The sequence below is a fragment of the Luteimonas sp. AC640a genome, from assembly GCF_979256585.1.
Window position 1 is genome coordinate 151590 of record NZ_CEEDOV010000007.1, and the last position, 25069, is coordinate 176658.

General features: G+C 68.1%; 29 protein-coding genes, 4 tRNA genes and 1 other RNA gene. 19 read left to right on the forward strand and 15 right to left on the reverse strand.

The annotated features are described in order from the left end of the window. The 3 genes from ACZ9YD_RS04805 to ACZ9YD_RS04815 all read right to left on the reverse strand — a co-directional run bounded on the left by ACZ9YD_RS04805 (position 1) and on the right by ACZ9YD_RS04815 (position 469). Positions 1-77 (reverse strand) — tRNA-Asp (locus tag ACZ9YD_RS04805). Between the two features lie 15 nt (positions 78-92). Then, positions 93-167 (reverse strand) — tRNA-Val (locus ACZ9YD_RS04810). A gap of 20 nt (positions 168-187) precedes the next feature. Continuing rightward, positions 188-469: an HU family DNA-binding protein gene (locus ACZ9YD_RS04815; protein WP_159679230.1), complete on the reverse strand. Its 282-nt coding sequence runs from the start codon at positions 467-469 to the stop codon at positions 188-190. 262 nt (positions 470-731) lie between these two features. Here ACZ9YD_RS04815 and ACZ9YD_RS04820 point away from each other — a divergent pair, with 262 nt between their 5' ends. After that, on the forward strand, positions 732-2717 hold the full coding sequence (locus ACZ9YD_RS04820) for a peptidyl-prolyl cis-trans isomerase (protein WP_465073997.1): 1986 nt from the start codon (positions 732-734) through the stop codon (positions 2715-2717). Between the two features lie 97 nt (positions 2718-2814). Here ACZ9YD_RS04820 and ACZ9YD_RS04825 read toward each other — a convergent pair whose 3' ends face one another. Together ACZ9YD_RS04825 and gloB are read right to left on the reverse strand one after the other, a co-directional pair. Further along, positions 2815-3987, reverse strand: coding sequence for a lytic transglycosylase domain-containing protein (locus ACZ9YD_RS04825; RefSeq protein ID WP_465073998.1), 1173 nt, complete (start codon positions 3985-3987; stop codon positions 2815-2817). Further along, positions 3984-4748 (reverse strand): hydroxyacylglutathione hydrolase, encoded by a 765-nt coding sequence (gene gloB, locus ACZ9YD_RS04830; protein WP_465073999.1) that lies wholly within the window; start codon positions 4746-4748, stop codon positions 3984-3986. The genes ACZ9YD_RS04825 and gloB overlap by 4 nt, the downstream gene beginning before the upstream one ends. A 43-nt stretch (positions 4749-4791) precedes the next feature. Between gloB and ACZ9YD_RS04835 the strand changes: the two genes are divergently transcribed. The 3 genes from ACZ9YD_RS04835 to dnaQ are packed head-to-tail and all read left to right on the forward strand — an operon-like array spanning position 4792 to position 6655. Then, positions 4792-5445 (forward strand): methyltransferase domain-containing protein, encoded by a 654-nt coding sequence (locus tag ACZ9YD_RS04835; protein ID WP_465074000.1) that lies wholly within the window; start codon positions 4792-4794, stop codon positions 5443-5445. A gap of 24 nt (positions 5446-5469) precedes the next feature. Further along, positions 5470-5916: a ribonuclease HI gene (gene rnhA, locus ACZ9YD_RS04840; protein WP_465074001.1), complete on the forward strand. Its 447-nt coding sequence runs from the start codon at positions 5470-5472 to the stop codon at positions 5914-5916. Between the two features lie 13 nt (positions 5917-5929). Further along, entirely contained in the window at positions 5930-6655 is a 726-nt protein-coding gene (gene dnaQ / locus ACZ9YD_RS04845) for a DNA polymerase III subunit epsilon (RefSeq protein ID WP_465074002.1), read from the forward strand. 15 nt (positions 6656-6670) lie between these two features. On the opposite strand, the gene ACZ9YD_RS04850 is transcribed toward dnaQ, so the two are convergent. Further along, the gene (locus ACZ9YD_RS04850; protein ID WP_232117634.1) at positions 6671-7375 is read right to left on the reverse strand and encodes a PP2C family protein-serine/threonine phosphatase; all 705 of its coding nucleotides are present in this window, start codon (positions 7373-7375) and stop codon (positions 6671-6673) included. A 547-nt stretch (positions 7376-7922) separates the two neighbouring features. Further along, a tRNA-Ser gene (locus ACZ9YD_RS04855) sits at positions 7923-8013 on the reverse strand. Between the two features lie 112 nt (positions 8014-8125). Here ACZ9YD_RS04855 and ACZ9YD_RS04860 point away from each other — a divergent pair. Next, the gene (locus tag ACZ9YD_RS04860) at positions 8126-8536 is read left to right on the forward strand and encodes a DUF6165 family protein (RefSeq protein ID WP_465074003.1); all 411 of its coding nucleotides are present in this window, start codon (positions 8126-8128) and stop codon (positions 8534-8536) included. A gap of 3 nt (positions 8537-8539) precedes the next feature. Here the strand turns inward: ACZ9YD_RS04860 and ACZ9YD_RS04865 are convergent, their stop codons facing one another. Together ACZ9YD_RS04865 and ACZ9YD_RS04870 are read right to left on the reverse strand one after the other, a co-directional pair. Next, entirely contained in the window at positions 8540-8926 is a 387-nt protein-coding gene (locus ACZ9YD_RS04865) for a hypothetical protein (protein WP_465074004.1), read from the reverse strand. After that, positions 8926-10005, reverse strand: coding sequence for a glycosyltransferase family 9 protein (locus ACZ9YD_RS04870; RefSeq protein ID WP_465074005.1), 1080 nt, complete (start codon positions 10003-10005; stop codon positions 8926-8928). The genes ACZ9YD_RS04865 and ACZ9YD_RS04870 overlap by 1 nt, the downstream gene beginning before the upstream one ends. Positions 10006-10061: 56 nt before the next feature. Between ACZ9YD_RS04870 and ACZ9YD_RS04875 the strand changes: the two genes are divergently transcribed. From ACZ9YD_RS04875 to ffs, 10 genes are all read left to right on the forward strand, one after another. Next, entirely contained in the window at positions 10062-10832 is a 771-nt protein-coding gene (locus tag ACZ9YD_RS04875) for a 3-deoxy-D-manno-octulosonic acid kinase (RefSeq protein ID WP_465074006.1), read from the forward strand. Between the two features lie 11 nt (positions 10833-10843). Continuing rightward, positions 10844-11602 (forward strand): MBL fold metallo-hydrolase, encoded by a 759-nt coding sequence (locus ACZ9YD_RS04880; protein WP_465074683.1) that lies wholly within the window; start codon positions 10844-10846, stop codon positions 11600-11602. Next, complete coding sequence (gene moaA / locus ACZ9YD_RS04885; protein ID WP_465074007.1) at positions 11599-12621, forward strand: GTP 3',8-cyclase MoaA; 1023 nt, start codon at positions 11599-11601, stop codon at positions 12619-12621. The genes ACZ9YD_RS04880 and moaA overlap by 4 nt, the downstream gene beginning before the upstream one ends. A gap of 3 nt (positions 12622-12624) precedes the next feature. Then, positions 12625-13005, forward strand: coding sequence for a nuclear transport factor 2 family protein (locus ACZ9YD_RS04890; protein ID WP_465074008.1), 381 nt, complete (start codon positions 12625-12627; stop codon positions 13003-13005). 25 nt (positions 13006-13030) lie between these two features. After that, positions 13031-13546: a cyclic pyranopterin monophosphate synthase MoaC gene (gene moaC / locus ACZ9YD_RS04895; protein WP_465074009.1), complete on the forward strand. Its 516-nt coding sequence runs from the start codon at positions 13031-13033 to the stop codon at positions 13544-13546. Continuing rightward, complete coding sequence (locus tag ACZ9YD_RS04900) at positions 13543-13785, forward strand: MoaD/ThiS family protein (RefSeq protein WP_465074010.1); 243 nt, start codon at positions 13543-13545, stop codon at positions 13783-13785. Before moaC ends, ACZ9YD_RS04900 begins: the two co-directional genes overlap by 4 nt. A 1-nt stretch (position 13786) precedes the next feature. Further along, positions 13787-14230 carry a molybdenum cofactor biosynthesis protein MoaE gene (locus tag ACZ9YD_RS04905; protein WP_310234052.1) on the forward strand — a complete coding sequence of 148 codons (444 nt, stop codon included), beginning with the start codon at positions 13787-13789 and terminating at the stop codon, positions 14228-14230. After that, positions 14227-15234 (forward strand): YVTN family beta-propeller repeat protein, encoded by a 1008-nt coding sequence (locus tag ACZ9YD_RS04910; RefSeq protein ID WP_465074011.1) that lies wholly within the window; start codon positions 14227-14229, stop codon positions 15232-15234. The genes ACZ9YD_RS04905 and ACZ9YD_RS04910 overlap by 4 nt, the downstream gene beginning before the upstream one ends. Continuing rightward, a complete protein-coding gene (locus ACZ9YD_RS04915) occupies positions 15231-15794 on the forward strand; it encodes a hypothetical protein (RefSeq protein WP_465074012.1) in 564 nt (187 codons plus the stop codon). The genes ACZ9YD_RS04910 and ACZ9YD_RS04915 overlap by 4 nt, the downstream gene beginning before the upstream one ends. A gap of 104 nt (positions 15795-15898) precedes the next feature. Further along, positions 15899-15995, forward strand: an RNA gene (gene ffs, locus ACZ9YD_RS04920) — signal recognition particle sRNA small type. A gap of 83 nt (positions 15996-16078) precedes the next feature. Here the strand turns inward: ffs and ACZ9YD_RS04925 are convergent. Together ACZ9YD_RS04925 and ACZ9YD_RS04930 are read right to left on the reverse strand one after the other, a co-directional pair. Then, positions 16079-16630: a lipocalin-like domain-containing protein gene (locus ACZ9YD_RS04925; RefSeq protein ID WP_465074013.1), complete on the reverse strand. Its 552-nt coding sequence runs from the start codon at positions 16628-16630 to the stop codon at positions 16079-16081. A gap of 540 nt (positions 16631-17170) precedes the next feature. Then, positions 17171-17263 (reverse strand) — tRNA-Ser (locus ACZ9YD_RS04930). Between the two features lie 124 nt (positions 17264-17387). On the opposite strand from ACZ9YD_RS04930, the gene dnaX reads away from it, so the two are divergent. The 4 genes from dnaX (at position 17388) to ACZ9YD_RS04950 (ending at position 20613) form a co-directional block, all read left to right on the forward strand. Then, entirely contained in the window at positions 17388-19172 is a 1785-nt protein-coding gene (dnaX, locus tag ACZ9YD_RS04935) for a DNA polymerase III subunit gamma/tau (protein WP_465074014.1), read from the forward strand. Further along, positions 19172-19492: a YbaB/EbfC family nucleoid-associated protein gene (locus ACZ9YD_RS04940; RefSeq protein WP_465074015.1), complete on the forward strand. Its 321-nt coding sequence runs from the start codon at positions 19172-19174 to the stop codon at positions 19490-19492. The genes dnaX and ACZ9YD_RS04940 overlap by 1 nt, the downstream gene beginning before the upstream one ends. 90 nt (positions 19493-19582) lie before the next feature. Further along, positions 19583-20176 carry a recombination mediator RecR gene (recR, locus tag ACZ9YD_RS04945; RefSeq protein WP_465074016.1) on the forward strand — a complete coding sequence of 198 codons (594 nt, stop codon included), beginning with the start codon at positions 19583-19585 and terminating at the stop codon, positions 20174-20176. 89 nt (positions 20177-20265) lie between these two features. Further along, positions 20266-20613, forward strand: a complete 348-nt coding sequence (locus ACZ9YD_RS04950; RefSeq protein ID WP_465074017.1) for a histidine triad nucleotide-binding protein — start codon at positions 20266-20268, stop codon at positions 20611-20613. Between the two features lie 80 nt (positions 20614-20693). Here the strand turns inward: ACZ9YD_RS04950 and ACZ9YD_RS04955 are convergent, their stop codons facing one another. Genes ACZ9YD_RS04955 through ACZ9YD_RS04970 form a run of 4 tightly spaced genes read right to left on the reverse strand, consistent with a single transcriptional unit; the run spans position 20694 to position 25019 of the window. Then, the gene (locus ACZ9YD_RS04955; protein WP_465074018.1) at positions 20694-21185 is read right to left on the reverse strand and encodes a Slp family lipoprotein; all 492 of its coding nucleotides are present in this window, start codon (positions 21183-21185) and stop codon (positions 20694-20696) included. After that, positions 21182-23119, reverse strand: coding sequence for a transglutaminase TgpA family protein (locus tag ACZ9YD_RS04960; protein ID WP_465074019.1), 1938 nt, complete (start codon positions 23117-23119; stop codon positions 21182-21184). The genes ACZ9YD_RS04955 and ACZ9YD_RS04960 overlap by 4 nt, the downstream gene beginning before the upstream one ends. Beyond that, positions 23119-24072 carry a DUF58 domain-containing protein gene (locus tag ACZ9YD_RS04965; RefSeq protein ID WP_465074020.1) on the reverse strand — a complete coding sequence of 318 codons (954 nt, stop codon included), beginning with the start codon at positions 24070-24072 and terminating at the stop codon, positions 23119-23121. The genes ACZ9YD_RS04960 and ACZ9YD_RS04965 overlap by 1 nt, the downstream gene beginning before the upstream one ends. Continuing rightward, positions 24072-25019 carry an AAA family ATPase gene (locus ACZ9YD_RS04970; RefSeq protein ID WP_465074021.1) on the reverse strand — a complete coding sequence of 316 codons (948 nt, stop codon included), beginning with the start codon at positions 25017-25019 and terminating at the stop codon, positions 24072-24074. The genes ACZ9YD_RS04965 and ACZ9YD_RS04970 overlap by 1 nt, the downstream gene beginning before the upstream one ends. Positions 25020-25069: the final 50 nt, after the last annotated feature.

Here is a 25069-nt window from a genome sequence, read left to right on the forward strand (position 1 = left end):
TGGCGGAGCGGACGGGACTCGAACCCGCGACCTCCGGCGTGACAGGCCAGCATTCTAACCAACTGAACTACCGCTCCGCGCTTTGAAACTCCTGGTGGGTGCTGAGGGTTTCGAACCCCCGACCCTCTCCGTGTAAAGGAGACGCTCTACCGCTGAGCTAAGCACCCATGCGGAACAATCGAGCCGCTTACTTTACTGCATCCTTCAGCGCCTTGCCAGCCTTGAACGCAGGCACGGTCGAAGCGGCGATCTGGATCGGCTCCTTGGTCTGCGGGTTCAGGCCGGTGCGCGCAGCGCGCGGACGGGCGACGAACGAACCGAAGCCGACGAAGTTGGCCGCGTCGCCGTTCTTCAGCGCCTCGGTGATCGTGTCCAGCAGGCCGTCGACGGCACGGCCAGCGTCTGCGCGCGACAGGCCGGACTTCTCGGCAACCGAAGCGATGATGTCGGACTTGGTGAGGTTTGCCATCAGTGAATTCCTCTTCTTTTTGAGATAGCGACGTGTCGTACGTCTGGAGCATCCGGCCGGCCGCGCATTGCGCTGCTGGTCCGGACGTGGATTCCGGTCAGGCGCGCATGTTACGCGATCCCCCTGGCGATTACGACCGGATTCCGGATCGCGACTGAACGGGTGCGAGAGCGCTCGCAGCGCGGTGCGGGCGGGGCGCCGCGCCTGCGCGGTCGCGGCCTTGCGGGTACACTGCCCGGCTCGCCATCCAGTGTCCGGACCCATGCTGCAAGCGCTTCGAGATAAGACCAGTGGTTGGATCGCCATCGCCATCGTGGCGATGCTCGCAGTCCCCTTCGCGTTCTTCGGCATGGAGCAGTATCTGTTCCAGAACAATGCCGACTACGCCGCCAAGGTCGAGGCGCCGCCGAAATGGTGGCAGTCCGCGCCGGACTGGTGGCTCGTGCGCAAGTTCGCGTGGACCTCGTCCGAGGTCAGCGCCGAGGAGTTCCGCCAGACCTTCGACAACATGCGCGAGCAGCGTCGTCAGCAGGAAGGCGAGGCGTTCGATGCGCGCGCGTTCGAGACGATGGAGAGCAAGCGTGAAGTGCTCGAGCAGCTGATCGACCGTGCGGTGCTCGGCCTCGCCGCCGATCGCGCCAACATCGTCGTCGGCGATGCGCAGGTGCAGGAGATCATCCGGTCGATCCCCGCGTTCCAGGTCGAGGGTCAATTCGATACGCAGCGCTACCAGATGGCGCTGCAGTCCACGCAGCCGCCGCGCACGCCGCGCGACTTCCAGGAAAGCATCCGCATCGATCTGCAGCGCGCACTGGTGCCGCAGTCGATCGCCGAGACCGCGTTCGTCACCGAAGGCGAGTCGACGCGTCTGATGCGCCTGCTCGGCGAGCGTCGCGATGTCAGCTTCGTCGTCGTGCCGCCGCCGGCCGTCGACGCGGCCGAGGTGTCGCAGGCCGACCAGCAGGCCTGGTACGAATCGCATGCGGGCCGTTACCGCGAGCCGGAGAAGGTCGCGCTGGAATACATCGAACTGAAGGCCGCGGCCGACGCCGGTGCGGAGAACGCGACGGTCGACGAGGCCGAAGCGCGCGCCCACTTCGAGCAGGTGAAGTCGCGCTTCGCGACCGCCGAGCGTCGTCTGGCCTCGCACATCCTGGTCGAAGTGCCGGCCGGCGCCGACGAGGCGGCGCAGCAGGCCGCGCAGAAGAAAGCAGCCGACATCGCCGCCAAGGCGCAGGCGCCGGGCGCCGACTTCGCCGCGCTCGCTCGCGAGAATTCGGATGACCCGGGTTCCAAGGACGGCGGCGGTGATCTGGGTTGGGTCGAGAAGGGCATGATGGCGGGCGCGTTCGAGGACGCCCTGTTTGCGATGCAGCCCAATGCGGTCAGCGCCCCGGTGCGGACCGACTTCGGCTGGCACGTGCTGCAGCTGCGCGAAGTGGATGCCGGCAAGCCGGTCGCGTTCGAGGACGTGCGCGAGCAGATGGAAAAGGAAGTCAGCGAAGGCGACAGCTCGCGTGTCTACAACGAGCAGGTCGGTCGCGTCGTCGACGAGATCAACAAGAATCCGATGTCGCTGGAACCCGCGGCGGCAGCGGGTGGCGTGCAGATTCAGACCATCGCACCGTTCGCGCGCGGCGCCGGCAGCGGTATCGCGGCCAACAACGCGGTGGTGCAGGCAGCGTTTTCGGAAGCGTTGACCCAGGACGGCACGGTCAGTGATCCGATCGAGATCGGTCCGAACCAGACGGTGTTCATCCGCGTTACCAGCCATACGCCCGAGCGCGCGCAGCCGCTGGCGCAAGTGAGTGACCGCGTGATCGCCGAGGTCCGTGCCGACCGTGCGCGCAAGCAGGCCGAACAGGCTGCCGATGCGATGGTGGCCGAGATCAAGGGCGGCAAAACCCTGCAGGCGCTGGCCGGCGAACGCCAGCTGCAGGCGCAGGACGTCCCGGGCATTCCGCGCGGCGCCCCGGTGCCGGACGCGACTGCCAGCCAGGCCTATTTCCGCGCGGCACCGCCGACCGATGATGCACCGACGCCGGGCAAGGTGATGCTGGCCGACGGCAGCGCGGTCGTGTTCGCGGTGACAAAGGTCGAGCCGGGCAATCCCGAAGACGCGAGCGAGCAGGAGCAGGCGATGCTGCGTCAGCAGCTCGGCAGCTTGTTGGGCAGCGAGGATGCGGAAATCATGCAGCGCAGCCTACGCCGCGAAATGAAGATCACGGTCAACGAAGCGCGCATGTAAGGGCGCTTTGTACGGACCACGAAAAAGCCCGGCTCGCGCCGGGCTTTTTCGTGGGTGGGCCGTGCGGGACGAAGCCGCGGACCCACATCGCGCCGGGTCACCGTTCGTCGATCAGCAATTCCATGCCCGGACGCAGCACGCTGCGCGCGTCGAGTGCGTTGCGCGTCAGCAGTTCCTGCGTGCGCAGGCCGTAGCGCTTGGCGATCGACCAGGGCGACTCGCCCCGCTGCACCGTGTGCATGCGGCTCGCGGCGGTCTTGGTCTCGCCAGCAACCGGCGGGATGTCGACTTCGGGCGGCGCTTCGGCCATGAATACCGGCGGCGCGGCTGCGGCCTGTGGCACCAGCAGGGTGACCGGCTGACCGATCCGCGCGAGGCGGCCATCGACATGCGCGGGATTGAGGCGCTTGAGGCGGGCGGCATCTGTTTCGTGACGACTCGCGAGCGTGTCGAGATCGCGGATGCCGTCCGGTACTGCAATCGCGGTCAGCGTCGGCACCTCGCGATCCATCGACGCCATCCAGGTCTCGCGCTCGCCGGCTTCCTTGATCAGGCACGACAGCGCGTGCAGCTTGCGCACATAGGACTGGGTGATCTGCGGCATCGGCAGCGTGTCGGGCGTGGCGTTGCGGGCCTCCTGGCCTGCGCGCTTGAGGGCGCCGAACACGCGGTACTCGCCGGCGTTGTAGGCCATGACCGCCAGACGCCAGTCGCCGGCGAACATGCCGTGCAGCGTCTTCAGATAGCGCACCGCCGCGCGGGTGGAATCGGCGGGCGACAGGCGACCGTCGTAGCCGGGGCGGATCGGAATTTCGTGGTTGCGCGCGGTCACCGCGATGAACTGCCACAGGCCCGCCGGACCGGATGCGCTGCGAGCGCCGGGCCGGTAGCCGCTCTCGACGAAAGGAATCAGGGCGAACTCGGTCGGCAGATGCTGGGCACGCACCTCCTCGACCACGTAGGCGAACAGCGGCAGCACATCGTTGCCGCGCGAGGCCAGCTGGCGCGGCACATGGCCGAAGTGCGAGCGCCAGCGCTCGGTCGCATCCGCGGTGCACTCGGGCTCGGACAGGCCATCGAGGAAGCGGCGGTAGACCTCTTGGCCATTGCGGGTGACTGCCGGCGTCGAGGTGCCGGAGGCGGCGAGCGTTGCCGGGACCAGCGCCGCTGCGGATTCATTGGACGGTGCGTTGGTCGCGAAGCTGGTCGCTGCCGGCGCTGCGAGCACAAGCAGCGCCGCGGCCAGCCGGGTCAAGCGCCCCGGCCTCATGCGCGGAAGCCGTCTTTCCAGCGCCGCAATGCGGCGAAGACATCGACCCGGTCGGTCAGCGCGGTGCCGGCCTGACGCGAGGTTGCGGCGAGGACGGCGTCGGTGTCGACGCGGAGGAAGGGGTTGCAGGCGAGCTCGCTGGCGAGCGCGACGGGCAAGGTGGGGCGCGGAACGCTGCGCATGTCGAGGATCTCCTGTTCACGGCGCCGCAGCGCTGCGTTGTCCGGGTCGACCACGCGCGCGAACGCGGCGTTGGACCGGCTGTATTCGTGACCACAGCAGACCAGTGTATCGGCAGGCAGGGCGGCCAGCCGATCGAGTGAGGTCAGCATCTGGGACGCGGTACCTTCGAACATGCGCCCACAGCCGAGGCTGAACAGGGCATCTCCGCTGAACAGATGGCCGTGTCCGTGGAAGGCGATATGGCTGCTGGTGTGTCCTGGCACCGCGAGCACATCGAAGCGCCAGTCGGCGAGTTCGACGGTGTCGCCATCGCCTACCCGGACCGTCGCCTGCGGAATCCGCGGATCGTCGGGCGCGAACACGGGCAGATCCGGCCAGCGCGCCAGCAGCGCGTCCACGCCGCCGATGTGGTCTGGATGGTGATGGGTCAGCAGCAGCGCGATGGGCGTCAGCCCGTCTTCGGCCGCGGCCAGCACTGGCCCGGCTTCGCTCGGATCGACCACGATGGCCCGGCCGGACGCGTCGGAGAGCGTCCAGATGTAGTTGTCCTCGAAGGCGGGCAAGGGCTGCAGTCGCATCGGGTCGGCTCGGCGGCGGCTGGAAGCCATTACAATGCCGACCATGCCCGCGATCTCCCCGGCCGGTCAACCCGGCAGCGCCCGCAACTGGTTCGAGACTCCGGCCGGCCGCGCGATTCTCGACAGCGAGCACACCATCGTCGCCGACGCACTGGGCTCGCACCCAGGGCTCCCGTGGCTGTGGCTGACCCCGACCGTGCCCGAATTACAGATAGAAGGCCGCGGCCTGTGTCTGGTGCTCCAGGGCGATGGTCTGCATGGTCCGGTGCGCTGCGGCGTGCCCCTGCCGCTGCCGAGCGAAGCCTTCGGTGCAGTCGTGCTGCAGCATGTGGTCGGTGGGCGCGGCGACGCGCTCGGCCTGCTCGCCGAGGCCGCACGTGTGCTCGCGCCCGGCGGGCACTTGTGGCTGCTGGTCCTCAATCCGCTCACGCCGTACCGCTGGCGCTGGCGCGGGACCGGGATTGCCAGTGCCGAGCCGCTGACCTGGCGTCGCCGCATGCGGGATGCCGGCCTTGCGCCGGACGCGGTGTCGAACGGCGTGGGCCCGAGCTGGCGCACCGAGGCAGTTATCGAATCCCAGAACGGCCCAGGTCTGCGCGCGGCCTACGCATTGCGCGGGCAGAAGCGGCATCTGCCGCTGACGCCGATGCGCAGCCGTCGCGCGATGCCGATGCCGTTGGCCGCTCCGGCGGCCTGATCCTCATTTTTTTCCGGAACACCGATGAAGTCGATCGAGATCTATACCGATGGCGCCTGCCTCGGCAATCCCGGCCCCGGCGGCTGGGGCGCGTTGCTGCGCTACAAGGCCACCGAGCGCGAACTGTCGGGCGGCGAGCCGCAGACCACCAACAACCGCATGGAACTGATGGGCGCGATCGCCGCGCTCGAGGCGTTGAGCGAGCCCTGCGAGATCGTGCTGCACACCGACTCCCAGTACGTGCGCCAGGGCATCACCGAATGGATGCGCAACTGGATCAAGCGCGGCTGGAAGACCGCCGGCGGCGGCGCCGTCAAGAACCAGGATCTGTGGCAGCGGCTGCAGATCGCCTGCGAGCGCCACCAGATCGACTGGCGCTGGGTGAAGGGCCACTCCGGCCATCCCGAGAACGAGCGTGTCGATGCGCTCGCCAGTGCAGCCGCGCGCGAACAGCGCACTGCCGCGGCCTGACGGAGAGATACGCATGCGCCAGATCGTCCTCGATACCGAAACCACCGGCCTGGAATGGAAGAAGGGCAACCGCGTCGTCGAGATCGGCTGCGTGGAACTGGTCGAGCGTCGCCCGACCGGTCGTACCTATCACCAGTACATCAAGCCCGACCGCGACTTCGAACAGGGCGCGGCCGAGGTCACCGGCCTGAGTCTGGAGTTCCTCGCCGACAAGCCGCCGTTCGCCGACATCGCCGACGCCTTTCTCGCGTTCATCGAAGGCGCCGAGCTGATCATCCACAACGCGGCCTTCGACGTCGGCTTCCTCGACAACGAACTCTCGCTGCTGGGCCCGGACTACGGAAATCTGCGTCAGCGGGTGACGGTGGAGGATTCGCTGCTGCTCGCGCGCCAGCGCTACCCGGGTCAGCGCAACTCGCTCGATGCGCTGTGCCGTCGCCTCGGCGTCGACAACGCGCATCGCCAGTTGCACGGCGCGTTGCTCGATGCCCAGTTGCTGGCAGAGGTGTACCTCGCACTCACCGCAGGCCAGCATGAGATCGGCTTCGGCGCTGCGGTCGAGCCCGAGCGCAACACGAGCCACATCGTGCTCTCGCAGCCTGCCGGCGCGCGGCCGGTGCTGAGGGTGCAGGCCGACGAACTCGCCGCGCATGCGGCGCGGATCGAATCGATCCGCAAGAACTCAGGTGTGTGTCTGTGGGAACCCGTGAACGCGCCGGCGGAACTGGAGCCGGCCTGATACCCGCGCCGGCGCTCAGTGCCGGCGGATCAGGATCACGGTGACGTTGTCCGAGCCGCCGCCATCGAGCGCGGCGGCCACCAGTCCATCGACGCATTCCTGCGCGCTGCATTCCAGATGCGCCAGCACGCGCGAGATCGCGCGGTCGTCGACCTCCTCGGTCAGGCCATCGCTGCACAGCAGCAGCTGGGTGCCGGGGCTCAGCTCGCCCGACAGGGTCTCGACGTTGAGCGTCTGCGGATCGGTGACGCCCAGCGCCTGGGTCACCACATTGCGATGCGGATGGCTGCGCGCCTGGTCGATGCTGATTGCGCCCTGGGCGATGAGCTCCTGCACATAACTGTGGTCCTGCGACAGCTGCGCGAGCTTGTTGTCTCGCCACAGGTACACGCGGCTGTCGCCCACCCACGCCACTTCGAATCGATTGCCGGTCACGCGCGCGGCCACGACCGTCGTGCCCATCGGCAGGCTGTCGTTGCGTCGGCGTGAGGCGCGGATGATCTCCTCGTCGGCGATGCGGATCGCCTGCGGCAGGGCGGTGCCCTGCCGGATCTCGCGGACGATGGTCTCCCGCGCGAGCGCGCTGGCGACTTCGCCGTATTCGTGACCGCCCATACCGTCGGCGATCAGCCACAGCCCGAGCTCGCTGTCGCCGTAATAGGTGTCCTCGTTGAGGTCACGCCGCAGGCCCACATGCGTCAGGTGGCCGAACTCGATCATGCGTGTCCCCTGGCGAAGCCGGATTGGGGTGTCTGTCGCTGACAACGCGACGGTTCCCCCGGTGCGGCCAGCACGGGCCGGCGGATGGCGCGAGACACGATACGGAGCGTCCGGAACGGGAAGGAGAGGCGCATTCGGTATTGTGACGGTGGACCCGTTCGGGAGCATAGGGCAAGCGTCGTGCATGTGGTGCATTGCGTTGGGTGCGATGCGCGCCAGGTTGGGTCTTGCGGCGCCATCCCAGCGAACGCTGGTCATCCATTTTGATATGCGGTGATCGAACGGGTAGTCCGCAAAGTTCTGCGCGGGGTGTCTTGTGCGTTGTGGTGAAGCACGGCTCTCGCGTCTGTCAGCAGTCACTAGCGTCGTATACCGGGGGATTGTTCGGCCCATCCATGGGCCTCACCCCTTCGGCGCGATGCGCCTGCGGGGCCAGCCGTTCCGCTGTCCGGATTCGCTCCCGGCGAATCCGTCGAACCGGGTTCTCATCGAGTTCCCCCCTCTCCGCCAGAAACGCAAAACGCCCCTTGCGGGGCGTTTGCGAATCTGGCGGAGAGGGGGGGATTCGAACCCCCGAGGCGCTATAAACGCCTGCCTGATTTCGAGTCAGGTACATTCAACCGCTCTGCCACCTCTCCAGATGGTCCCCGATCGCCTCGCGGCGTCCGGGGGCGCAATGATACGGGCGCTCCGCGTGGGCGACAAGGGCGGCGTTACACTGGCCGGCCGTTCACCTCTACGGCGCTGTCCATGTCCGAAATCTCCGTTCCAGTGTCCTTCGGCGAACTCCTCGACAAGCTCTCGATCCTGCAGATCAAGTCCGAGCGGATGGATGATCCCGCCAAGCTCGCCAATGTGCGCACCGAACTGAGCGCGCTGGAGCAGACGTGGATGGCGCATCCGGCCGCGGGCCACGACATCCTGCGGCTGCGCGCGGACCTCAAGGCGGTCAACGAGCGTCTGTGGGACATCGAGGACGCGGTGCGGGTCAAGGAGCGCGCTGGCGAATTCGGCGAGGATTTCGTGCAGCTCGCGCGTAGCGTCTACCTCGAGAACGACGAGCGCGCGCGGATCAAGAAGGCGATCAACCTGGCGCTGGGCTCGGCCTATGTCGAAGAGAAGTCGTACGCCGATTACCGGAGCGGCCAGGCCGCGTCCTGAGGTTCAACCAGCGGGCCGGTCGTCGGACGCAATGTCCGCGCGCCGCGCCTTCTGTTCGATGTATTCGTCCATGCGGCTGAGCAGGCGCCACCATTCGCTGCCGTCGTCGCGATAGGTGCGCACCGCGCCAGCGCGCACGAGGATGCGGCGCAGTTCGTTGTCCTCGAAGCCACCCAGGTGCTTGCGCAGCACATCGAACGAGCGGTCTGTGTAACCGCGATGCGACAGGAAATGCCGGGCGGTGTCCTCGGCGGCGAATTCCGTCTTGTGTTCGGTGCGAAGACGCTCGAGCTGCTGCGCGTGCAACTGCCGGTTGAGCAGGAAGCTGACGCCGCCGCCGACGACCGCGCCGACGAGGGTGGCGAGCAGGCCGGCGACGATGGGATCCATCAGCGTTGCTCCAGATCAGCGCGGCGGCGTTCGAAGGCGTCGATCGCGTCGGCCACGGTGACCAGCGCCATCACGTCGTCGAACTCGATCTTCGTGCCCCACTTGAGATCCGCGGCCGGTTTGCCGAGGAATTTGCGGGCGGCATCGTCGTAGCGATCCACGCAGAAGCGGCGGTCGGAATACGGTCCGCTGCGCTCGGGATTGCTGGCCGCGTGCAGGCCCAGCACTTTCGTGCCCATTGCATTGGCGATGTGCATCGGGCCCGAGTCCGGCGTGACCAGGAGCTGCGCACGCGACAGCAGGGCGGGCAACTGCTTGAGCGTGTCCTTGCCGACCAGATCGAGCGCGTCGTGGCGCATCGCCGCGAGGATTGCGTCGGTGGTCTGCCGCTCCAGATCGCTGCGCCCCCCGCACAGCACGATGCGCCAGCCGGCATCGGCGGCGTGATCGGCGAGCGCGGCGTAGCGATCCGGGTACCAGTTGCGACGCACATGGCTGGAGCATGGCGAGATCATCAGCACCGGGCGGCCATCGTCCGGCCACTGCGCATTCGCCCATTCGAACGCTTCGGCCGGCACCGGCATGTCGTCCCATTCGACGCGATCCTGCCGGAGCCCGAGTGGTTCGCAGAAGCTGCCCAGCGCGTCGAGCACATGGATGCCGGGGCGATCGGCAATGCGCGTGTTGATGAAGAGCCCGTGCAGATCCTTGGAGCGCGCAGCGTCATAACCCACGCGGACGCGCGCGGGAATGAACGCCGACAGCAGGTTCGCGCGCGCGGCGACCTGCATCTGCAGCAGGGCATCGAAACGTCCAGCCGGGCCCAGGCGCGCCTTCAACTCGCGGCGCATCGCGCGCATGCCGGCGATGCCGGTCTTCTTGTCGTAGACCACGAAGTCCACGCCCGCCAGCCCTTCGAGCAGTCGGTGTTCGCCCTTGCCGATCACCCAGGTCAGGGCGACATCCGGCCAGGCCGCGCGCAGGGTGCGGATCAGCGGCAGCACATGGGTGACATCGCCCAGCGCGGACAAGCGCAACAGGCAGATCGAACGTGGCGGCGCAAGCGGGCTGGAGGCCACTGTCGAGGAGTCGGAACCGGGCAGGGCGGGCGTCAAGGCTTGATAGACTCGCTTCGATGAGCAGATTCGATCCCGCCGAAAGCCTGACGCCGATACCGGCGGGCGATCGCGCGAGCGGACAGGCAGGCACGTACGGGGCCATTCTGTTCGACGGCACGCAGCTGCGGCAAGCCGATCCACGTTGGTTCGATCCCGATGCCTGGGGCGAACGCGCGCAGCGCGTCGACGGTAGCGGCCGCGGCGGCGCCTGGTTCATCGACGCCTCGCACGGGCCCTGCGTGCTGCGGCAGTACCTGCGCGGCGGCATGGTCGGGCGCTTCAACCGCAACCAGCATCTGTGGCGCGGCACGCAGCACGTGCGCAGCTTCGTGGAATTCCGTCTGCTGCGTGAACTGCTGCGCCGCGATCTGCCGGTGCCGCAGCCGATCGCCGCGAGCTATCTGCGGCGCGGATTGGGCTACCGGGCCTGGATCCTGATGGAGCGGATACCGGACGTGCGTTCGCTGGCCGATCACATGGCCGACACGCCCGCGGATGCGCCGCTGGAGCAGACCGGGCGCCTGATCGCGCGTTTCCACCGCGCAGGTCTCGACCACGCCGATCTCAACGCCCACAACATCCTGTTCGATGGCGTCGGCAAGGGCTGGCTGATCGACTTCGACCGCGGTGCGCTACGGATCCCCGAAACCCGCTGGCGCGAGCAGAACCTGGCGCGCCTCAAGCGTTCGCTGCTGAAGCTGCGCGGCGCGCGACCGGAGGCGGACGTCGAACGGGACTTCGCGCGCCTGCGGCGTTCCTATGACGCGCTGTGGAGCCGGGGCACCTGATGGCGCCCGAAGTGGACTGGGCACTGCGTTTCCAGGGCGTCGGGAATGCGTCGGCGGTGTCACTGGGCTCGCCGATGGCGACGATCGAGCGCGACGGTGCGCCGTGGCTGACGATCGACTGCGGCGCCGAGGGCCTGACCGCGTATCTCGATCACTACGGCGAAGCGCCGCGCGCGCTGTTCGTCACCCATGTACATCTGGATCACGTCGCCGGCTTCGAGCGTCTGTTCGTCGATCGCTACTTCGATCCCGCGCGGCGCGCCCGCCTGCCGATCTACGTGCCGGCGCCGGTGGTGCCGCTGCTGCACAAGCGGGTGGGCGATTACCCGAATGTGCTGGCCGAAGGCGGCGCAAACTTCTGGGATGCCGTCCAGCTGATCCCGGTCGGTGATGCGTTCTGGCACGACGGTGTGCGCCTGGAAGTGTTCCCGGTGCGCCACCACTGGCCGGAAACCGCGTACGGCCTGCGTCTGCCGGGCAGCCTGGTATGGAGCGGCGATACCCGGCCGATTCCCGAGATGCTGGCGCGCTTCGCCGATCGCGACGAACTCGTCGCCCACGACTGCGGCCTGCACGGCAATCCCTCGCACAGCGGCATCGACGACCTGGAGCGCGAGTACCCGCGCGCGCTTCTCGCGCGCTGCGTGCTCTACCACTACGCCTCCGAGGCGGATGGCGCCGCGCTCGAAGCGCGCGGACAGCGCATCGCCCGACCAGGTGCCCGTTTCGCGCTGCGTCCACCGGTCCAGGCGCAGGCTTCGCCCGCATGAGCGCCTTGCCACATCCGCCCCAGGCGCCGCTCGACCGGCTCGGACGTCCTTTGCACGACCTGCGCCTGTCGGTGATCGAAGCCTGCAATTTCCGCTGCGGCTACTGCATGCCGGCCGATCGCGTGCCCGACGATTACGGTTTCGACCAGGCCGGGCGGCTGTCCTTCGACGAGATCGAGACCCTGGTGCGCGGCTTCGCGCGGCTGGGCATGCACAAGCTGCGCCTGACCGGCGGCGAGCCGTTGTTGCGCAAGAACCTGCCGGCCCTGGTTGAGCGTCTGGCGAAGGTGCCGGGCATCACCGACCTGGCGATGACGACAAACGCGTCGCTGCTGGCGCGCCATGCGCAGGCCTTGCGCGATGCCGGCCTGCAGCGGCTGACGATCAGTCTCGACGCGCTCGATCCGGATCTGTTCCGCACGCTGTCGGGCGGACGCGGCGAGATCGACGACGTGCTCGCAGGCATCGCTGCCGCCGAGCGCGCGGGTTTCCCGGCGATCAAGTTCAATTGCGTCGTACAGCGCGGCGTCAACGACCACGAGGTCGAACGCATGGCCGCACATTTCCGCGGCAGCGGCCATGTGCTGCGTTTCATCGAGTACATGGACGTGGGCACCTGCAACGGCTGGGATCGCGAGCGGGTGGTGCCGTCGCGTGAACTGCACGCACGCATCGATGCCCGTTGGCCACTGCGCACGCTGGACGCGAACTACCTTGGCGAAGTAGCCGAACGTCACGCCTTCATCGATGGCGCCGGCGAAATCGGCTTCATCAGTTCGGTCACCGCGCCGTTCTGTGGCGATTGCCAGCGTGCCCGCGTCTCCGCCGACGGGAGCCTCTACACCTGCCTGTTTTCCGGCAGCGGCCAGCCGATGCGCAGTTGGTTGGGCGAAGGCGAGGCCGCGTTCTCGTCGAAGCTGGCCGATCTGTGGTCACGCCGCGCCGATCGCTACAGCGAATTGCGTGGCAGCGTGCGGGCACCGCGCAAGCACGTCGAGATGTTTCTGGTCGGCGGCTGAGCCGTGGACGCGGGCGCCCTTCAAACGCATCTCGAAGCACTGGAGCGGGCACTGCTCGACCCGGCGATCCGCGCCGATCGCGCGCGTCTCGATACCCTGATCGCCGAGGATTTTCTGGAGATCGGCGCCTCGGGTGCGGTGTTCGGCAAAGCCGAAGTGCTGGCACGGCTACCCGTAGAGTCCGACGTCGCGTTCGAGGCGCTCCCCATGCGCGTGCAACGTGTCGGTGCCGATGTCGCGCGTGTGCTGTATGCCGTGCGTCGCGATGCCGGCAGCGATGTGCGCTGCTCGCTGCGCAGCTCATGGTGGCGCCTGGAGGCCGATGGTTGCTGGCGCATGGTCTTCCATCAAGGGACGCCTGACACCGGGGCCGGTACCATCTGAGGTTCCGCAGTCACGACGCAGGCGCATGGCCCGCACGAAACCCCAGGCGCCCGCAGCGCTGACCCATATCGATGCCGCCGGCCGCCCGACGATGGTCGACGTGTCCGCGAAAGCGACCACTGCGCGCGTCGCCAGCGCCGAATGCCGCGTGCGCTTTCCCGCGGATGTCGCCGCGCAGTTGCACGCCAACGGTTTGAAGAGCGCGAAGGGCGGCATCGTCGACACCGCGATCATCGCCGGCACCATGGCGGTCAAGCGCACACACGAACTGATTCCGTTCTGCCATCCGCTGCCGATCGACGGCATCGCCATCGCGATCGACTGGCAGGGCGAACGCGAGTTGCGCATCGAATGCTCGGTGAAGACCACGCACCGCACCGGCGTGGAGATGGAAGCGCTGACCGGCGCGACGATTGCCGCACTGACGGTCTACGACATGTGCAAGGCGCTGTCGCACGCGATCGTGCTGGGCCCGGCGAAGCTTGTCGGCAAGCGCGGCGGCAAGCGCGATGTCGGATCGATCGCGGGCGGTGCGCGATGAGTCAGGTGCGCGTGCTGTATTTCGCCAGTCTGCGCGATGCTGCGGGGCAGGGCGAGGAAACCTGGGCCACCGATGCGGCCGATCTGCGCGCCCTGTATGCGGAGTTGCGCGCGCGACATGGCTTTGCGTTGCCGGTCGATCGCCTACGTGTCGCTGTCGATGGCGCATTCGCGCGCTGGGACGATCCGCTGCTGCCCGGCAGCGAGATCGCCTTCATCCCACCGGTCAGCGGAGGCTGAAATGAACGATCGTGACTTCTGGCTGGCAGATGCGCCGGTCGATCTGGCGCCACTGCGTCGCCGCGTGCAGCACGACCGTGCAGGGGCATTTGCAAGCTTCGAAGGTTGGGTGCGTGATCACAACGACGGGCGCCCCGTGCGCGGCCTGCGCTACGAATCCTATGTGGCGCTCGCCGAGGCCGAAGGCGCGAAGGTCGTCGCCGAGGCGCGCGAACGGTTCGACCTGTGTGCGGCGCTGTGCGTGCACCGCATCGGCGACCTGGCGATCGGCGACATGGCCGTGTGGGTCGGCGTGACCGCCGCGCATCGCGGCGCGGCGTTCGATGCCTGCCGCTACATCATCGACGAGATCAAGGATCGCGTGCCGATCTGGAAACACGAGCGCTACGTCGACGGCGATGCCGGCTGGCTGCACCCGGAGTCGCCACGGGGAGGTGATGCGTGAAGCGGCTGCTGCTGGCTGCGGTGCTGCTGGCGATCACGTCCGGCGCGCACGCCGCGCCGCGACTGCTGGTCGGCAACAAGGCCGCTGACACCGTCTGGGCGCTCGACCGTGCAACCGGTACGCGTCTCGCGGAATATTCGACCGGCCCTGCACCGCACGAAATCGCTGTTTCGCATGACGGGCGTACCGCGGTCGTCACGACCTACGGCCACAAAGACGCGCACCACGCGCTGACGGTGATCGATCTCGTCGATGGCGACACGCGCACGATCGATCTGGGCACGCACGGGCGGCCGCACGGACTGCAATTGCTTGCAAATGGCGATGCGCTGGTCACGACCGAAAGCAGCGGCTCGCTGCTGCGCGTCGACATTGCGCGTGGTGCGGTGACGGGTGTCGCAGAGGTCGGCGACGGCACCGGCCACATGGTCGCGATCTCGAAGGACGGCGCGTTCGCGTACGTCAGCAAGATCCGCGCGGGCACCGTGGTGCGTGTGGATCTGTCGACGATGCGTGCAACCACTGAACGCCCGGCCGGTGCCGGCGCGGAAGGGATCGCGGTCGCGCCCGACGGGCGCGTGTGGGTCACCAATCGCGCCGACGACACCGTGACCGTGCATGACCCCGCGTCGCTCGACATCGTCGCGACGCTGCCGAGTGCGGGTTTCCCGATCCGCATCGTGTTCACACCCGATGGCCGCCATGCGCTGGTCACCAACGCGACTGCCGCGACGCTGTCGGTGTTCGATGTCGCATCGCGCCGTGCGGTGGCGTCGGTCGCACTGGCGCCGGCGGACGCTGCATTGCAGACGACGCTGCTGGGCAATGGACCGCTGCCGATCGGCGCAATCGTGGATCCGGACGCACCGCGCGCTTATGTGGCGATCAGCGGTGCCGACCGGATTGCAGTGATCGATACGCGCGAATGGAACGTCCTCGAATACTGGACGACCGGGCGCGAGCCCGATGCGCTGGCGCTGGTGCCGGACGAGGTCTCGCCTTGATCCGCGGTGCCAGCTTGCTGGTCTGCATAGCAGGCCTCGCAGGTTGCGCCTCGGCGCCGTCGATCGCGCCGGTCGAACTGCCGCATCCGCCACCGCAGGGCGCGGTGGGTGCATCGTTGATCGAGCCGGCGGCGGACACGCGGCGCATGGACCTGCAGCGCAACCGTCGTTTCATCCATCCCAATCTCGACATGCCCGCGGCAATGCCGGTCTATCCCGCGGACCAGTTGCCGCTGCGTCTCGCGCCGGTCGTGGTGTGCATCGATGCGGCCATCGACGCGACGGGCGCGGTATCCGCAGCAGCGCCGCGGACCGACGCAGATTGCGCGCCGCCAGCAGATATCGAAATCCCGGCATTCATCGATGCAGCGCTGGCCGCAGTCGGCCAATGGACCTACGCGCCCGCACTGCTGTGCGTGGCGCCCGCGACGTTCGAAGGCACCGACGCCTGCCAGGCGGACGATGTCGTCGAAACCCCCACCGCCGTGCGCCTGTCCTACGCGTTCCGATTCAGCCAGCAGGCCGGCACACCCGAGGTCGAGCGCATCGGCGCGCCGTGATGCCTCGAAGCGGATAGGCGAGTTGCCGCGGGCCTGCTAGACTCCGCGTCCCGTCGTCATGGCGGGGGCGGCCGCAAGGCCGGATGCGTGTCTCCATGGTGGCCCCGTCGGCCCCTCGCGACGCTAGATCGAAAATCCCGCCAGGGCCGGAAGGCAGCAACGGTATCGGTCGATGCGGGCGCCGAGGTCAGTCGGCGGGGCCATCACCTTTTCCGGCATCTGTCCGCGACTTTCTGTCGCGTGTCGCAATCGCTGCGCAGTGTCGAAGCTTGCCGAGTCCAGGCTCAACGCGTCTCGCGTGCGCGCTCGAAGGTGATGATGCTGCGCGTCTCGCCCTTGTCGGCCCAGTTCGGCATCACCCGCCACGGCGTCAGCACCTGCAGGCGATCGCCGTCGCGCTTGAACTGCCGGCGCTGTTCGGTGCCGACCCACGCCGGATTCCAGGCCACGTCGACCGCGGTGATCCAGGTATCGCCCTCGATCCGGAAGCGGCCGGTATACGCGATCACCGTTTCCAGCAGGCGCGCCTTCTCCTGCGCGTTCTCGCCCGGTTCGCGCCCTTCGCCGGTCAGCACGAACCACACGCGGCCGTCAGGCGAAAACATCACGTAGCCGGTCGGGTGATCGCCCATCGGCGGGAACGTCTCGCCGCCGTCTTTGACTTCGACGTCGTAGGAGACGAGTCGCCAGCTGCCTTCGACAGGCGTGGCCGTCGCCGGTGCGGTAGACCCAGGCGTGTCCGGCGACATCGAAGGTGCGGTCTGGGCCATGGCGAACGTGGACAGTGGCAGTGCGATGGACATCAGGATCGGGGCGCCGAGACGGCGTGTCAGCATGGCGGATCTCCGTGCGGGATGCGATGCGGGCGTGCGCGGGATGCGGACTGGGAGCGCGGGCCCTTCGGTCGTGCAGCAATACGCTGTGATGCGTAAACGTGTTGTTGGAGGGGGCGGTCGGGTTTTCGCGCCTGAGCTGCAAGTCCATCAAGTTGCAGCACTTACGAACACTCGGTCGTCATCTCAGCGGCTTCCAACAGACGAATGTCTGGTCAAGCTGGGATCTATTTTGACTTCGCTCGATCGAAGATCGGGCAAGCGTGTCGCGCAGCGAGCGGATTGTTCGGCCCATCCCTGGGCCTCACCCCTCCGGCGCAGTGCGCCTGCGGGGCCAGCCATTCGGCTGTCCGGATTCGCTCCGGGCGAATCCGAGGTTCGGCCCATCCATGGGCCTCACCCCTCCGGCGCGGTGCGCCTGCGGGGCCAGCCATTCGGCTGTCCGGATTCGCTCCCGGCGAATCCGTCGAACCCGCGAGGGTTCTCTCACCCCCTCTCTCCGCCAGAAACGCAAAACGCCCCACGAGGGGGCGTTTGCGTTTCTGGCGGAGAGAGGGGGATTCGAACCCCCGAAGCGCGGTTTAGACGCTTACACACTTTCCAGGCGTGCTCCTTCAACCGCTCGGACACCTCTCCAGAACTGGCCCTTCGCGGAGCACCGGAGCGCTGCGCAACGGCGTTGGGACGCCGCGGGCCGGCCATTCTATCCGTCGGGGCCTGCGGTCACAAGGAACCGTTGGGGGCGTGGCAGAATACGGGGATGTCCTATCTCGTCCTCGCCCGGAAGTGGCGTCCGAAGCGGTTCGCCGAGCTTGTCGGTCAGGAGCATGTGGTCCGTGCGCTGACCAATGCGCTGGAAACCGGCCGCGTGCATCACGCTTTCCTGTTCACCGGCACCCGTGGCGTCGGCAAGACCACGATTGCGCGCATCTTCGCCAAGAGCCTGAACTGCGAGACCGGCACCTCGTCCGATCCCTGCGGCGAATGCGAGACCTGTCGCGCGATCGACGCCGGCCGCTACATTGATCTGCTCGAGATCGACGCCGCCAGCAACACCGGCGTCGACGATGTGCGCGAACTGATCGACAACGCGCAGTACATGCCTTCGCGCGGCCGGGTGAAGGTCTACCTGATCGACGAAGTCCACATGCTGTCGAAGTCGGCGTTCAACGCGCTGCTCAAGACGCTGGAAGAGCCGCCGGGGCACGTGAAGTTCCTGCTGGCCACGACCGATCCGCAGAAGTTGCCGGTCACCGTGTTGTCGCGCTGCCTGCAGTTCAACCTCAAGCGGCTCGACGAGCAGCAGATCCAGGGCCAGATGACGCGGATCCTCGAAGCCGAGGGCATCGCAGTCGAGGCCGGTGCGATCCGCCAGCTGTCGAAGGCTGCCGACGGCAGTCTGCGCGATGGCCTGTCGCTGCTCGACCAGGCCATCGCCTATACCGGCGCGGGTGGCGAGGGCGGTGCGCTCGGCGACGCGGCGGTCGCGACGATGCTCGGCAGTGTCGATCGCACGCGCGTCGGTGCCGTGCTGTCCGCACTGGCCGATGGCGACGGGTCCGCGCTGCTCGCCGAAGTCGCGACGCTGGCCGAATTCTCGCCCGACTGGGGTGGGGTGCTCGATGCGGTGTCCGAAGCGCTGCATCGCATCCAGGTGCGGCAGCTGGTGCCGGAAGTCATCGTCGAGAGTGACGGCGTGGATGTCGATGCGATCGCATCAGCGGTGCGCCCGGAAGTCGTCCAGCTCTGGTACCAGATGGCACTCAACGGGCGCCGCGATGTCGGCCTGGCGCCGAGTCCGCGCGCCGGTTTCGAGATGACCGTGCTGCGCATGCTGGCGTTCCGTCCTGCGGAAGGCGGCGTCGCCGCACCGGCTGCGGGCAGCAGCAACCGTGCGAGCGGTCCTGCCGCAGCGCGTGCTGCGCTGGGCGCGCAGGCGGCGTCCGAGGCTGCGCCTGTGCCGCGCGCTGCGTCGCCATCGTCGCAAGCCGTGCCTGCGCCGCCGCCGCCACGCGCGGTCGTTGAAACGCCATCCGCGCGTCCGGCGCCTGCGCCTGTGCGCGCTGCGCCGCCAGTCGATCAACCGCCGGTCGCCGCGCCCAGTACCCACGTCCCGCCGCCGCCGGCTGCAACGATGCGCACGCTCGACGCGCACCAGTGGCTCGATCTCGTTGCCGATCTGCCCTTGCGCGGCCCGGTGCGGGAACTCGCTGCGAGCGCTGCGTTCGTGGCGCTCGATGGCGCGGTGCTGCGACTCGCGCTGCCCGAGGCGGACGAACACCTGAAAGCACCGATCATGGTCCACCAGCTGTGCGAAGCGCTCGCTGGCCCGCTTGGCAGCGCGCCGCAGATCCGCTTCGAGACCGCGGCGGCCAGCGAAACCGTGACGCTGCATGAACGCAATGCGCGCGAGCGCGATGCGCGGCAGTCGAACGCCGAAGCCAGTTTCCTGTCCGATCCGGACGTGCAGCGGCTGATGTCGCAGCAGGGCGCCAAAGTGGTGCCCGATTCGATACGCCCTTTTGAAGAACGAGGATTTCAGTGATGCGTGGAAACATTGCCCAGTTGATGCAGCAGGCGCAGAAGATGCAGGAAAACATGCAGCGCGTGCAGCAGGAACTCGCCAGCCTCGAAGTCGAGGGCAGCGCCGGCGGCGGCATGGTCGCCATCACGCTGACCGGCAACAAGGAGTGCCGCAAGGTGCGCATCGATCCCAGCGTGCTGTCCGATCCCGAGATGGCCGAAGACCTGATCGCCGCCGCGTTCAACGACGCGTCGAACAAGGTCGATGAGGAATCGAAGAGCCGCATGTCCGGCGCGACGGCCGGCATGCCGCTGCCGCCCGGCATGAAGATGCCGTTCTGAAGGAGCGGTGATTCTTGATGGGTCGTTCGTAACCGGTGGAAGCCGGCAGCACGCGCAGTCCGCATTTTCGAATCACCAATCACCAACAGAATGTCCTCCCTGCTCGAACAACTGATCGATGCATTGCGCGTGCTGCCCGGCGTCGGGCAGAAGTCGGCGCAGCGCATGGCTTATCACGTGCTCGAACGCGGGCGCGAGGGCGGCGCACGGCTGGCATTGGCGCTGGCCGAGGCGGTGGAGAAGATCGGCCATTGCCAGCGGTGTCGTGACTTCAGCGAGACGCCGGTCTGCCCGACCTGCAGCAGCGCAGCGCGTGACGCGCAGACCTTGTGTGTGGTCGAGACGCCCGCCGACCGGCTCGCGATTGAACAGGCCACCGGTTTTCGCGGCTTCTACTTCGTGCTGCAGGGGCGGCTGAGTCCGCTCGACGGTATCGGTCCACACGAACTCGGGCTCGATCTGCTCGGCGCGCGCTTGGCCGAGGGCGACGTGCAGGAACTGATCATCGCGACCAACCCGACCGTCGAAGGCGAGGCCACGTCGCATTACCTGGCGCAGATCGCGCGTCAGCATGGCGTGCGCCCGAGTCGGCCAGCGCATGGTCTGCCGCTCGGCGGTGAGCTGGAGTACGTGGATCGCGGCACGCTGTCGCACGCGTTCGGCAGTCGCAGCGAAGTCGCCTGAGGATCGGCGTTCGCAGGTGGGATGAAAGACGTGTGCCGTGAGCGGTGACGTATGCTTTTCGAAACCTTCGCTCTCGATTCCAGACGCCCATGACGACCATCTTCCACAAGATCATCCAGCGCGAGATTCCGGCCGACATCGTTTTCGAGGACGCCGACGTCATCGCATTCCGCGACATCGCGCCGCAGGCGCCGGTGCATGTGCTGTTCGTGCCGAAACAGGATTTCGCCACGCTCAACGACGTGCCTATGGACGCGCCCGAGATCATCGGGCGCCTGGCGATTGCGGCCGCGCGCTATGCGAAGGAACAGGGGTTCGCCGAAGACGGCTACCGCATCGTCATGAACTGCAACGAACACGGCGGCCAGACGGTGTTCCAGATCCATCTGCATCTGCTGGCGGGTGCGCAGCTGGGGCGCTTTGGGACAGCGGCGTGACCCTGTAGGAGCGCGCTCGAGCGCGATGGGCCTTCCCTGCACAGCGCATCGCGCGCGAGCGCGCTCCTACAAGAAAAGAATCACCAATAGCCCCACCACGGCCAGGGCGCCGGGCGCGTGATCACGTCGACGCGCTCCCGCTTCGGCCACAGGTAGACCACGTCGGCGTCGACGCGCGGAAAGCGGTAGTCGTACTCGCCCACCCGTCGCGAGTCGTAGCCGGCAATGCGGCCGGTGAAGGTGACTTCGCGATTCACCTCGAACACCGCCGGATCGTAGAAGCCGGCGCGACATGCGATGAAGCGGCCGTTGGTGTCGTCGCTGGCCCAGTACGGGCGACCGGTCGCGGTCAGTCGCGTGGCGATCATCTCGAAGCAGGTCGCGTCGGTGCGCGGTTCCACCTGCACGATGCGGCCGCCCCAGCGCACCATCGCGCCGGTGTGCTCGCCCTGCACGGCGGCGTGCGGCGAAAGCGCTTCGACGTAGCCACCCTGCAGCGGTTTCGGTTGGGACGCGCAGGCGCCGAGCAGCAGAGCGCCGGCGACAACGGGCAACAGGCGAAGGGCGGTCATCGAGCGGTCTCCCGGGCTGGACGGTGCGCGCGCAGTGCCCGCACCAGCGTCGCATCGGACGCGGATGGAGCGTAGCGGGCCGCGACGAAACGATGGGTGAGGGCGACGAGCGCGTCTTCTTGTGGACGCGCCGCCCTGACGCGCTCGGCCCAGGCAATCGCGGGCTCGTGCCGTTCGCGGGCCAGGCCGAGCCGCGCATAGCGGCGGCCCAATCGATGCCAGGCGCGCAGCAGTGGATCGCGCTCGCGCTCGGTGCGCGCGACCAGCCACAGCATCCAGCCCAGTGCGAGCGCCGCGCACAGCGAGAACAGCGCGGCGAGGCCGCCGGTGTCGATGTTCTCGAACCCGATGCGCTGGAGCATGCGCTGCTGGCGCGTGGCGTCGAAGCCGAGCACGAAATCGTTCCATGCGCGCCGCGCCCAGTCGCCCAGGTCGGCCATCGGCAGCGCCCCGCCACCGGCGTCGGCGCCGAGCCGGTCTTCCAGCGTGTCGTAGATGCGCTCGGGCGCCACAGCGGCGGTCGGATCGACGCGCACCCAGCCGCGCCCTGCAAGCCAGACTTCGTTCCAGGCGTGGGCGTCCATGCGCCGCACGATCCAGTAGTTGCCGAAACGGTTGCGGGTGCCGCCGGTGTAGCCGGTGACGACACGCGTGGGAATGCCGGCCTCACGCATCAGCACGGCGAACGCGGAGCTGAAGTGTTCGCAGAAGCCGGCGCGATAGTCGAACAGGAATTCGTCGACCGCATGCCGACCAGGCAGCGGGGTGGTGAGGGTGTAGGCGAAATCGCTGCGGATCCAGGCGAGCGCGCGGTCGACCAGCGCGCCGTCGTCCGCCGTCTCGGCGCGCCACTGCTGCGCCAGTGCGCGCGTGCGCGGATTGAAGTCTGCGGGCAACTGCAGGGCGAGCCGGCGCAGCGAATCCGGCAGATCCGCTTCAAAGCGGCGAGGCGGCGCGGAGCGCAATTGCCAGCGGGTCACCCGATCGAGTCGGCGTTCACTGGTCAGCGTGTATTCGTGCGCGGCGCGCATGCCGTCGGGAAATGCGAGTGGCATCTCCAGCGCGACCAGCAGATTGCGTTCGGTCGGCTCCAGCGCGATCTCGTAATCCCAGATCGGCGTGCCGTGCTCGACCGTCGCCGGCGGCAGGCTGCGCAGCCACGGTGACGCGGTCCAGGTGCGGCCGTCGTATTGCGTCAGCGTCGGACCGCGCCAGTACATCTCGCGGGTCGAGGGCTCGGCGCCACGGAAGGTCACACGCATGGCCGGCGTATCGTCGGCGATCAGGTCGATCCAGTCGCCCGGCGACATTTGATCCGATAGGCCAGGTCGCGCGGCCGAGAGTTCCGGAATGCCCCACAGCGGCGTCGCAAGTCGCGGGAACAGCCAGAACGCTGCCAGCGCGAGCGGCAGACCGATCGCGATCAGGCGCGCGACGATGCCGATGCGCGTCGCATGATGCACGCCGGCCGCGGGCAGTCCCGATTCCTGTTCCGAGAGCCGCGCCAGCGCCGCCAGCACCAACACCGCGCCGCACAGGCCGAGCGCGAGCGAGAGTGGTCCCTGATCGAGCAGAAAGGTCGCGAACGGGGCGAACAATGCGAAGCCGAGCAGGCTGCGGGCGTCGCGCACGGTGCGCAGTTCGGATGGCTTGATCGCCAGCATGCCGGCGAGCAGCGCGCAGCCCGTATCGCGTCCGAAATTCATCCCGCCCTGTGCGAGTACGAAGCCGAACACAGCGAGGGCCAGTACGCTGCGCAGCCAGCCCGGAACCGCGCGCCGCGACGCCATGGCGGCTGCGATCGTGCCCGCGACGGCGATGACCACCGGCAGCGGCATCGGCAGCTGCAACAGCAGCGGCGACACGCAGACAGCTGCGGCGACCAGCGACCAGCGACGTCCGGCGGTATCAAGTGCGAGAGACGCGCGCGCCATCAGCCAACGTCCGGTAGCAGCGCGAGCGCGCGCAGGCAGGCATGGCGATGCGCGGCGCCGCGATCCGGACCGATCACCGCGTGGCCGGGCAGCTGCAGTCGATAGCGCACGGCCTCGCGTTCGGCCTCGTCGACCCAGCGCGCCAACCGGCGGATCTTCGATTCCGGGTCGAGCGCGCCGAGACGCTGCCAGTCCAGCGTCAGGTCATCGCCCTGCGGACGTTCGAACTCGCGCACGATGAGCGCATCGCGCCGCGCCGATGCCTTCCACGCGATGGTCCGCGGCGCATCCCCCGAGCGCCAGTCGCGCAGATGATGCAGTTCTTCGCCCGATGGATTGAGCCGGGCCTGTGCTTCATCGCCGCCACCTGCAGGCAACGGCGGCCCGGATGCCTCCGGTGCCGGGTAGACCAGAAAGCGCGCATTCGGCCACACCCACGACCACGCACGCGCCAGGCCGAGCGGGCGCGTCGTGCTGATGCGCAGCCGAGGTGGCGTCAGCCAACCGCGCCGGACCGTCGGCACGGCCACGGTTGCTTCACCGCCGGATTCGCCGAGCGAGAGCAGTGCCGCGCTATCTTCGATTGCCACGCGCAGGCCGCGACGTTCGCGGCCGGGCGGCGCTTCGACATGTACGTGCAGTGGCATCGGGGTGCCCGCAGGGACCGGTTCGCCGTGGACCGCACGAATCTCGAGTCCGCTGAGCTGCAATTGCGTCCACAGCAGGCTGGACAGCGTCGCGCCGACCAACAACAGACACAGCAGCAGGGCCGGATTGTTGTTGTAGTTGAGCGCGCCGATCGCCATCGTCGCCAGCAGCGCGGTGACGAAGGCGCCGAACCCCGTCGGCAGGATGTAGATGCGCCTGCGGTCGAGGCGCGCCGGCAACACTTCCGGCCGACGCGGACGCGCCCAGCTTTCGACACGACGGCGCAGGCCGGCGAACGCGGGCATCAGTCGACCGGCACGGCCTGCAGAATCGACGCCGCCAGTCCGTCGCCGGCCGCATCGGCCTCGGCGACCAGGCGGTGGCTCGCGATCAGCGGGAACAGGGTCTGCACGTCGTCGGGCAGCGCGTGATCGCGGCCCTGCAGCAAGGCGAATGCGCGGGCCGCGCGCAGCAGGGCGAGACCGGCGCGTGGCGACAGGCCCACGCGCACGCCCGGATGCTGGCGGCTGCGCGCCATCAAGGCCTGCACGTAATCGATCAATGCGGGACTGGCATGGATCGCGGCAACAGCCTGGCGCAGCGCAAGCAGATCATCCGCGCCGAGTCGCGGCACTGTCTCGGCGATCAGTGTGCGACGGTCGCTGCCCGACAGCAGGGCACGTTCGGCGTCGCGATCCGGGTAACCAAGCGTGAGCCGGAGCAGGAAGCGGTCGAGCTGCGAATCGGGCAAAGGATATGTGCCCGACAGATCCACCGGATTCTGAGTGGCAATCACGAAGAAGGGATCGGGCAGGCGATGCGTGGTGCCGTCGACAGTGACCTGCTGCTCGGCCATCGCCTCGAGCAGCGCGCTCTGCGTGCGCGGCGGCGCGCGGTTGATCTCGTCGGCCAACAGCACGTTGGTGAATACCGGGCCACCGTGGAATTCGAAACGGCGCGCACTGCCTTCGTAGACCGAGACGCCGACGACATCCGAGGGCAACAGATCGGACGTGAACTGCACGCGCTGGAAATCCAGCCCCACGGCCGCGGCGATCGCGTGCGCCAGTGTCGTCTTGCCGAGGCCCGGCAGATCCTCGATCAAGATGTGGCCATCGGCGAGCAGCGCGACGAAGCTCATCGTCACCGCCGTCTCCTTGCCGAGCACCAGCCGGTTCACCTGGGCCAGCGACGACGACAGGGCCTCACGCTGGGTGTCGGTTAGCATGGCGGGCGTCGTCGGGTCGGGCATGCATGTGCTCCTGCGGCGGTCCCCCCGAGTGTAGCGAGGTCGAGTTCAAT